Raw genomic sequence first — 10,907 nt, 5'->3', positions numbered from 1 at the left:
CTCGGGCACCGGCAATTTCGGCTTCGGCAACTCCGGCAGCTACAACACCGGCTTCGGCAACGCCGGCGTCGCCAACACCGGGCTGTTCAACGTCGGGAACATCAATACCGGTCTTGCCAACCTCGGCCATTTCAACAGCGGCAGCTTCAATACCGGCGACCTGAACACCGGCGACTTCAACCTGGGTAACTCCAACACCGGCTTCATGAACCCCGGCAACTACAACACCGGTATCGGCAACACCGGCAACGTCAACACCGGCGCGTTGATCCCCGGCAACTACAGCAACGGCATGTTCTGGCGCGGCGACTACCAGGGACTGGCCGGCTTCAACGGCACCATCACCATCCCGGCGATGCCCCTCACCGTAGGCGGATTGGGCACCGTCGGCCCCATCACCGTGCCGCCTATCTCCATTCCGCAGATCGGGTTCGGCGTGAACAGCAACGGTGCGCTGGTGGGACCGATCACCTTGCCGCCGATCTCGATTCCGCCAATCAGTCTGGGCGTCAACAGTTCTGGTGCACTGGTGGGTCCGATCACGGTTCCGCCGATCACCATCCCGAACATCGGCTTGGGCATCAACAGCAACGGTGCGCTGGTCGGTCCGATCACGATCCCGCCCATCACCATCCCGAACATCGGCTTGGGCATCAACAGCAACGGCGCGCTGGTCGGCCCGATCAGCTTGCCGCCCATCACCATTCCCACCATCGGGTTGGGCATCAACAGCAACGGGGCTCTGGTCGGACCGATCAGCGTCCCCCCTATCAGCATCAATCCGATCACGCTGTCGTTGAGCAGCGCGAGTTTGTACGTCCCCATCGAAATCCCGGAGTCGCCGTTCAACTTCGCCTTGATCGGCTTGCCTTCCGCCCCCGGGACCATCGGTCCTTCGCTCATCGATCTGACTCTGGGCGGCATCACGGTCGGCGGTTCGATCGGGGGCATCAACACCCCGACCATCACACTTCCCGGAATTCCGTTGGGTATCAACGTGGGTGGCACCATCGGCCCGTTCAGCACCCCGCCGATCACCCTTCCCGGCATACCTCTGGGAGTCAATCTGGGCGGCGGCCTGGGCCCCGTGACACTGTTCCCGAACGGGCTGAGCCTGGCCGAAATTCCGTTGAGCGTCAACGCGGGTGGCGGCCTGGGTCCGGTGACGTTGTTCCCGAACGGCTTCACCATTCCGGCGATTCCGTTGGGCGTCAACGCAGGTGGCGTGCTGGGCCCGTTGACACTGTTCCCGAACGGTTTCACCATCCCGGAGATTCCGTTGGGCGTCAACGCAGGTGGCACTCTGGGTCCCCTCACCACTCCGCCGATCACCCTGGCGCCCATACCACTGGGCATCCAGGTGACCGGCACGGCCGGACCCATCGAGATCCCGATAAACATCGGCGGCGCACCCGGATTCGGGAACTCCACCGGAGCCCCGTCGTCCGGGTTCTTCAACAGCGGCGCAGGCACTTCGTCCGGTTTCGGCAACCTGGGAGCCGGTGCGTCAGGATTCTGGAACTCCGCCGTGGGCGCGCTGGGCAACTCGGGCATGTTCAACGTCGGGCCGCTGACCTCCGGCGTTGCGAACCTGGGCAATTCGGTGTCGGGTCTGTTCAACACCGGCACGCTGGGCCAGGCGACGGCGTCCTTCACCTCCGGCGTCGGCAATTTCGGCGACCACCTGGCCGGCTTCCTGCGCGGCGGTGCCGCCGAACCGGTGTTCAACCTGGGCTTCGCCAACGACGGCAGCCTGAACTTGGGCGCCGCCAATGTCGGCAACTACAACTTCGGCCTCGGCAACGTCGGCGGTTTCAACTTCGGTGCCGGCAACGTCGGCAGCACCAGCCTGGGTTTCGGCAACCTCGGGGACAACAACTTCGGATTCGGCAACATCGGCCTGGGCAACTTCGGGTTCGGCAATGCCGGTGCCGGCCTGACGGCCGGACTGCAGAACATCGGCTTCGGCAACCTCGGCGACAACAACTTCGGCTTCGGCAATACCGGTAACGGCAATATCGGCTTCGGCAATACGGGCAACGGCAACTTCGGCATCGGGCTCACCGGCGACAACCAGGTCGGGTTCGGCGCGCTGAACTCCGGCAGCGGCAACATCGGCTTCGGCAACTCCGGTACCGGCAACGTCGGATTCTTCAACTCCGGCACCGGAAACTTCGGTATCGGCAACTCCGGCAACTACAACAACGGATTGGGCAACGCGGGCCTGGCCAACACCGGCCTGTTCAACGTCGGCAGCGTCAACAGCGGTCTCGCCAACGTCGGCAGCCACAACACCGGCAACTTCAATGCGGGCAACGTCAACACGGGAGACTTCAACCCCGGTGACACCAACACGGGCGCGTTCAACCCCGGCGACATCAACACCGGTATCGGCAACACCGGCAACGTCAACACCGGCGCGTTGATCCCGGGCAACTACAGCAACGGGATGTTCTGGCGAGGCGAATACCAGGGTCTGCTGGGTGCGGGAGCCACCATCAGCATCCCCACCATTCCGCTCAGCGTGAACGCCATCGGTGCGTTCGGTCCAATCACCGTGCCGGACATCACCATTCCCGCGATCCCGTTGAATCTGTTGGCGGGCGGCGGTGTTGGTCCGATCGTGGTGCCCAACATCGAGATACCGGGCATTCCGCTGGACTTGTTGGCCGGCGGGGGTGTTGGTCCGATCGTGGTGCCCAACATCGAGATCCCCGGCATTCCGTTGAGCATCCTGGCCGGCGGGGGCGTCGGACCGATCACGGTGCCCGGGATCAACATCCCGAGTATCCCGTTGAACATGATCGCTGCCGGCGGTGTCAGCGGCGTGACGATTCCCAGCATCAGCATTCCGGGGATCCCGATCAGCCTCAACGCCGGTGGCAACGTCGGGGGCGTGACCATCCCCGCGATCACGATTCCCGGAATCCCGATCAGCGTCGGTGCGAACATCCCGGTGGACGTCACCATTCGAGTCGTTCCATACCGGGTCCCGGGTTTGCCGGGTCTACCCGATGTCCTCAACGGCAGCATCGGTCCAATTTCGTTGGTGCACTTCGACATCGGCCCGGTACTCACCGGGGGCACCGGCAACATCTCCGTCAACGGCTTCAGCATTCCGCAGTTCAATCTCAACATTCCGTTGAGCGGCTCGACGGCTCCGTTCACCATCGGCGGATTCAGCATTCCCGAGTTCGGGCTCAACATTCCGCTCAGCGGTGCCACCAGCCCGTTCAGCATCGGTGGCTTCAGCTTGCCGCAGATCGGTCTGAACGTTCCGTTGAGTGGCTCGACGGCTCCGTTCACCATCGGCGGGATCAGCTTGCCGCAGATCGGTCTGAACGTTCCGTTGACTGGCTCGACGGCTCCGTTCACCATCCCCGGCATCAGCTTGCCGCAGATCGGTCTCAACGTTCCGCTCAGCGGCAGCACCAGTGCCTTCACCATCCCCGGGATCAGCATCGGCCAGGCGCCGGTGAACATCACCATGAATGGCGGGCTGGGGCCGATCACCATCCCGCTCAACTTCGGCGGCGCGCCCGGCTTCGGGAACGGGACCACTTCCCCGTCCTCTGGCTTCTTCAATATCGGCGCCGGTGGGGTGTCGGGATACAGCAACGTGGGCTCCGCGGTCTCGGGCTTCTTCAACCAGGTGCCCCAGACGCTGCTCGGTGCGGTTTCGGGCTACAACAACGTCGGCCAGTTCCTCTCCGGTGTGTCCAACCTGGGCCACACCATGTCCGGGATCGCCAACACCAGCTCGGTGGGCCTGATCACCGCCGCGTTCAACGCCGGCGTCCGCAACTTCGGGGAGCGCCTGGCCGGGTTCTTCACCACCGGCGCCGGGCCGTAGCCGGTCGGACCTGCCGCTGCGCGCTTTCGCGGCATCCGAGGTCGTGCTGACGGCTGTGGTCGGCGATTCCTGGGCTTTGAGTGTGAAGCCCTGGCTTTGAGTGTGCGTCCTGGGCTTTGAGCGTGAAGCCTGGGCTTTGAGCGTGAAGCCTGGGTGGGATTTCGGTCGGCTTTCCCACCGTGGGTTCACTCCGAAAGCCAAGGCTTCACACTCAAAGCCAAGGCTTCACATTCAAAGCCGGTGCAGCGGTCAAAAGCCACTCACCCTGCCGCGTGGACTTGACCAGGGATTCACACTTGGCCGGGAATCACCCGAAGACACCGGGTCCGCGAAGAGTACCGCCAGCACCAAGACTGAGACCGGGGAAGTCCCAAGCGGCACCGTTGTCCGATACGCCCTACCCGTGAGCGCCGTTGCTGCCGGCGATGCCGTTGCCGCCCGAGGCGCCGGTAGCGCCGTTGCTGCCGGTGGCACCGTTGGACCCGTTGAACTGACTGCTCCCGTTGTTCCACGAGGTGCCCGCGCCGCCGGCACCGCCGGTGCCGCCTGAACCGCCGGAGCCGCCTGTGCCGGCAGCGCCGCCAACGCCGCCGGCGCCGCCGCCGACAGTGCCACCATTGACACCCAAGCCACCGGCGCCACCGCCGCCACCGTTGCCGCCTGCGCCGCCGGTGCCACCGGTGCCTCCGCTACCCCCCCAGCCACCGTTACCGCCGCTGATGCCGCCGCTTCCGCCGCTGCCGCCCTGGCCGCCCACCGCCCCGACTCCACCGCCGCCGCCGGCCCCGCCGTCGCCACCGATGCCGCCGACCGCGTTCCCAGCCCCGTATCCGGCGTTGCCACCGGCTCCGCCCGCGCCGCCGTAACCGCCGTTGCCGCCGCCAGCCCCTTGACCACCCTTACCGCCGTTGCCGCCCGGACTGTTGGTCGGCACCGCGGCATTGCCGCCCTCGCCGCCCCTGCCGCCCATGCCGCCGCCGGCGCCACCTTCACCGCCGACGCCACCGGGGCCACCGCCCGGGTAACCGGGGAGAGTCCCGGCGTTGTATCCGCCCTTGCCGCCGGTGCCGCCGTTCGCCCCGTATCCGCCGGTGCCACCCGCGCCGCCGGTGCCCCCGATGGCACTTGTCCCGTTGGACCCATTGCCGCCCATGCCGCCGGTGCCACCGTTAGCCCCGTACCCGCCGGTGCCGCCGGCACCGCCGGTGCCACCGACCGCGAACATCTTGGCGTCGGCCAGGGTCGACCAACCGCCGTTGCCGCCGGTGCCGCCGATTTCGCCGTACCCGCCGTTCGCGCCGGCGCCGCCGGTGCCGCCCACCTGGTTGGGGGCAATGACATCCACCCCTTTGGCCCCGGACGCGGCGGGACCTGACTGGTTGGCGAAGGCGCCGGGGTTGACGCCGGCAGCACCGCCGGCGCCGGCACCCCCCTTGCCGCCATTGCCGCCGCTACCGGCGTTGCCGACGCTGCCGTTCGAAGCTCCGACACCGCCGGCCGTGCCGCCAGCGCCGCCGTTACCACCATTCCCACCGATGCCGCCGCTGCCACCGTTGGCCCCGTTCGTCGTGGCACCGCCACCGGCGCCACCGTTGCCGCCGCTGCCGGCGTTACCGCCCTTGCCGCCGTTTCCGGCGCCGGTACCGCCAGCGACCGCCGCTGCGCCGCCGTCGCCGCCCTTGCCGCCGTTGCCGCCGTTGCCGCCCGCGGAGCCGGCAGCGCTGCCGGTGCCGCTCTTGCCCAGCGCGCCGAGGCCGCCGTTGCCGCCGATGCCACCGTCCCCGGCGACGCCCACGGCCCCGCCGGGGGCTGCGGCCGCACCGGCTTGGCCGCCGGTCCCGCCGGTCCCGCCATGCCCTCCGTGGATGGATCCGGTGGTTCCGGCGCCGCCGGCACCGCCGGTGCCACCGATCCCGCCGTTTCCGCCTGCGCCCAACGTGCCCGATTTGAAGCCGGCAGCGGTCGCGTTACCGGCTGCGCCGCCCTGGCCGCCCGTCCCGCCGTTTCCGCCGATGCCGCCGGTCGCGCCGGCACCACTGGTGCCGCCGGTGCCGCCGATACCGCCGACGCCCCCATTGCCGCCGTTGCCGCCGTCGCCGGATATCGATCCGCCGCTGCCGCCCTTTCCGCCCTTGCCCCCGTTGCCGGCATTCCCACCGGCGCCCCCGTTCTGGCCGGCGCCGGATGCGTCCGACCCGGTAGTGCCGATGGCACCCGCTCCCCCGGTGCCGCCCGCGCCACCGCTACCGACCGGCCCGGCGTCCCCGCCATTGCCGCCGTTGCCGCCGTTGAGCCCACTGAAGGCGGGCGCGGCGGCGCCGGTGCCGCCGATACCGCCGTTGCCGCCGACACCCAGGTCGCCGGATTTGCCGTTCGCACCCGCCGTGCCGGCGTGGACACCGCTACCGCCGCCGGCACCCCCGGCGCCGCCGCCACCACCGGCACCCGGGTTTCCGCCCTTGCCGCCGTCACCACCGTTGCCGCTGCCGCTGTTGGCGAAGGTGCCGGTACCGCCGGCGCCGCCGTCGCCGGCCGCTCCGCCGAACCCGCCGGTGCCCGCAACCCCGCCGGCACCCCCGGTGCCGGTGCCGGACGCGCCGGTACCGGGCGCGCCGCCCGCGCCGCCTTTGCCGCCGGTACCACCTTGACCGCCGTTGCCGCCCAGACCGCCGGTCTGTCCCGCGTCGCCGGTGTTGCCGTTTGCGCCGGACCCGCCGATTCCTCCGACGCCGCCGCGGCCGCCGGCGCCGCCATTGCCTCCGACGCCGGAGATCGACCCGCCTTTGCCGCCGGCTCCGCCCTCGCCACCGTCGCCGCCGTTACCACCCGCGGCACCGTGGCCACCGGCACCGCCCGACTGACCGGACTTGGTCCCGTTCGTGCCTTCGACGCCCATCGCTCCCGCTCCGCCGGCGCCACCGGTACCGCCGTTGCCGAACGCTCCGGCGTCGCCGCCCGACCCGCCCTTGCCGCCGTTGAGGCCACTCAACGCCGGTGCGTCAGCTCCTGCGCCGCCGGTGCCGCCGTGCCCGCCGACACCGTGGGCGCCCACGACACCGTCCGCGCCCTTGGCGGCTGTGCCGTAACCCGCTCCGCCGTTGCCGGCGGTACCACCGGCGCCTGGCGTCCCGCCGGTCCCGCCGTCACCGCCGTTGCCGGTGCCGCCGTTCTCGAAAGTGCCGGCGCCGCCGGTGCCGCCACTGCCGGCAGTCCCACCGAAACCGCCGTTGCCGCCTTGGCCGCCGACACCGCCCTTGCCGGTGCCCGAAGCCCCGGTGCCGGGCGCGCCGCCCTGGCCGCCGTCGCCGCCGGCACCGCCTTGACCGCCGTTGGTGCCGGCTCCGCCGGTCTGGCCTGCTAGTCCGGTGGCACCGTCGGTGCCGGCGCCGCCGAAGCCGCCCGTGCCGCCGGTCCCGCCGGCGCCGCCGTTGCCGCCCACCCCGGACGTGGTGCCGCCGCTACCGCCGACACCACCGTTGCCGCCGTGGCCGCCCGAGCCGCCGATCAGGCCGTTGAGACCTTGGGTCCCGTTGGCGCCGGCACCCCCGGCCCCGCCGGTGCCGCCGTTGCCGACCGGCCCGGCGTCACCGCCGTTGCCGCCGTGGCCGCCGTTGAGTCCGCTGAATGCGGGCGCGGTGGCACCGGCGCCACCGGTGCCGCCGTGACCTCCCGTGCCGATTGAGCCGACGGATCCGTCGGCACCTTTCGCGCCGGTGGTGCCGCCGCCTGCGCCGCCGGTGCCGCCGGCACCGCCGGAGCCGACCGTTCCGCCCGCTCCGCCCTTGCCGCCGTTTCCGGTGCCGCCGTTGGCGAAGGTGCCGACGCCGCCCGTCCCGCCGCTGCCGGCGATGCCGCCGGTGCCGCCGTCGCCCGCCGCGCCGCCGCCCGCATCGATGCCTTTACCGGAAGCACCGCTACCGGCCTGCCCGCCCGCGCCGCCGTTACCGCCGCTGCCACCCTGACCGCCGTTGGTGCCGTTTCCGCCGGTAGCACCCAGCGCGCCGGTGTTGCCGTCATAGCCGTTGCCGCCGAACCCGCCGAGGCCGCCGCGGCCACCACCGCCGCCGCTGCCACCGAATCCGGACGTGGTACCGCCGGCGCCGCCGGCGCCGCCGGCCCCCCCGTTGCCACCGTTACCGCCGATGCCGCCGTTCTCGGCGGCGGTGGTCGCGTTGGTCCCGTGGGCTCCGACATAACCGTGGCCGCCGCTACCGCCGGTGCCGCCGTTGCCGACCGAGCCGCCGTCACCGCCCTTGCCACCCGCGCCGCCGTGACCGCCGTCGACGGTTGCGGAGGCACCGACGCCGCCGGCGCCGCCGTTGCCGCCGAAGCTCGGGCTGCTGCCCGCCTTACCGTTTGCCCCGCTCAGGGTCCCCGTGCCGCCTGCCCCTCCGGAGCCGGCGACGCCGGCGGCACCCGGATCGCCGCCGTGGCCGCCGTTGCCGCCGTTGCCCGCGACTCCGTTCACGACGGCACCGTTGCCGCCACGCCCGCCGTGCCCCGGGGTGCCACCCTGACCGCCGTCACCGCCGGCGCCGCCTTGACCGCTCACGCCCTTGCCCAGCGCGGTGCCACCGACGCCGCCGGCGCCGCCCTGGCCGCCAGATCCGCCGTCGCCGCCGTCGCCGCCGGCCACACCGGCACCGCCGTCCGTGCCGGTGATGCCGGCGCTGCCGTCCGCGCCATGGCCACCGGCACCGCCCACGCCGCCGTTGCCGGACGTCGTGCCACCAGCGCCGCCGTTGCCGCCGGTACCGCCGTTGCCGCCGGCGTTGCCGTCGGCGCCCGGGGCCACCACCGGTGCGCCGGCCAACCCGGCACCACCGGCACCGCCGGCGCCGCCGTCGCCGACCGACCCGCCGTCACCACCGTGGCCGCCCGCGCCGCCGTGCCCGCCGGCCGTGATCGCGCCGGCACCTGCCCCGCCGGCGCCACCGTTGCCGCCGGAGGCCGCCGTGCTCCCGGCCTCGCCGTCCGCGCCGAAGGCGCCCGGCTGGGCGCCCGCGCCGCCGGCGCCGCCGAGACCCGCCGCACCGGCCGCGCCGGGATCGCCGCCTTTGCCGCCGTCGCCGCCGTTGCCCGCAACCCCGTTGGTGACGGTGCCCTGGCCACCGGCACCCCCGTTACCGGGCGCGCCGCCGCTGCCGCCGTTGCCGCCGGCACCGCCTTGCCCGCCGGCGCCGGAACCGAGCGCAACACCGCCGAGCCCCCCGGCTCCGCCCTTGCCGCCGGCGCCGCCGCTGCCGCCGTCGACGCCGTTGGATCCGGCCCCGCCGGCGGTTCCGGACACCCCGGCGGTGCCGTCGGCGCCCGCACCACCGGCGCCACCGACGCCGCCATTACCCGAAGTCGTGCCCCCGGCGCCGCCGTCACCGCCGGCTCCACCGTCACCCCCGGCGTTGCCGGTTGCTCCCGGAGCCGTCACCTGCGCGCCGGCCCGTCCGGCCCCGCCGGCCCCGCCGGCACCACCCGTCCCGACCGCTCCCGCGTCGCCACCCCGACCGCCGGCTCCACCGGCCGCACCGGCGGTTGTCGCGTCAGCCCCGGCGCCGCCCGCACCGCCGTTGCCGCCGGTTGTGGGGGTGGCGCCGTGCAGTCCGGCACCGGCTCCGGGCGCGCCCGCACCGCCCGCGCCGCCCAGGCCGGGGTTGCCGCCGCGGCCACCCTCGCCACCGCTACCGGCGACCCCGTTGACGACGGTGCCCTTGCCGCCCGCTCCACCGGTTCCGGCGGTACCACCCGCGCCGCCGGCTCCACCGGCACCCGGGGTGCCGGCCTGGCTGAACAGAGCACCCCCGGAGCCGCCGACGCCGCCCACCCCGCCGGTTCCGCCGCCGCCGCCGTCGCCGCCGGCTCCACCGGGCAGGCCCGGGTCGCCCACCGCGCCGAGACCACCGGCACCGCCCGCGCCGCCGACACCGCCGACGCCCCCGGCGCCCCCGTTGCCGTAGAGCAGTCCCGCGTTGCCGCCGGCGCCGCCGTTTCCGCCCAGACCGCCGGCCGTGCCGTTGCCGCCGTTGCCGCCCGGTGACAGGGCGTCGCCGCCGACAGACCCGGAGATGCCGGTGCCACCGGCGCCGCCGGCACCGCCGTTGCCGAAGAGGAATCCCGCGTTACCGCCGGCACCGCCGCTGCCGCTCTGGGCGCCACCGATGCCGCCGATCCCGCCGGCCCCGCCGGCGCCGGTCAGCAGTCCGCCGCTACCCCCGGCTCCGCCGGTGCCGCCGGTGCCGGTAGCGGAGAAGCCGCCCGCGCCGCCGGCTCCGCCGGTGCCCCACAATGCAGCCGCACCCCCGGCCCCGCCGGTACCGCCGGTGCCGGACACCGAGGATCCCCCGGCCCCGCCCAGGCCCGCCGCGCCGAACAGGCCGGCCGCTCCGCCGGCGCCGCCGCCGCCCCCGACACCGCTCGTCGACGATCCGCCCGCCCCACCGATTCCGCCGACGCCGAACAGGCCGGACGCCCCGCCGCTGCCGCCCGCGCCGCCGTTGGCACCGTTCAGACCGGTCGCGCCGGAGCCGCCGGCACCGCCATTGCCGAACAGCAGGCCCGCCGCACTACCGTGCTGCCCGGTGCCCGGCGCCCCGTCGGCGCCGTTACCGATCAGCGGACGGCCCAACAAAGCCAGCGACGGTGCATTGATTGCCTTAAGTGTCTCGCGCATGAGCGCCGCGCTGACGGCTTCGGCGCTTGAATAGGAAGCCGCTGTCGCCTGCAAAGTGCGAACGAATTGCTCGTGGAAAACGGTCGCTTCGGCGGCAAGGTTTTGGTAACTGACGGCATGCGCACCGAATAACGCCGCGATGCGGGTGGAAACTTCGTCGGCGGCGGCGGCCAACATCTCCGTCGTGGGCACCGCTGCAGCGACATTGGCTGCGCTGATTGTGGATCCAATGCTCCCGACGTCCGATGCCACGGCGGCGAGTGTCTCGGTTGCAGCAATCACGTACGACATGGCAGTAGAACCCGCTTTCCCAAAAGTGGCCCGACCCGCCGATGCTATTACTCGCCTGCCGAATCTCGACTAGATCCGGCGTTCGTTATCGAAACGTTA

2 protein-coding genes are annotated in these 10,907 nt (G+C 72.5%); one reads left to right on the top strand and one right to left on the bottom strand.

Annotated elements, in window-relative coordinates:
* Window positions 1-3,853 (top strand): beta strand repeat-containing protein (locus AC5Y47_RS24300; protein ID WP_499946799.1); only part of this gene is annotated, 3,853 nt, incomplete at its 5' end.
* Window positions 3,854-4,250: 397 nt separating this feature from the next.
* On the opposite strand, the gene AC5Y47_RS24295 is transcribed toward AC5Y47_RS24300, so the two are convergent.
* Window positions 4,251-10,808, bottom strand: a complete 6,558-nt coding sequence (locus tag AC5Y47_RS24295) for a PE family protein (protein WP_499946798.1) — start codon at window positions 10,806-10,808, stop codon at window positions 4,251-4,253.
* Window positions 10,809-10,907 lie beyond the last annotated feature (99 nt).

Source organism: Mycobacterium sp. NGS22 (assembly GCF_059813095.1).
Note: the sequence above shows the minus strand (reverse complement) of the source record. Positions and strands in the feature narration are given on the sequence as shown.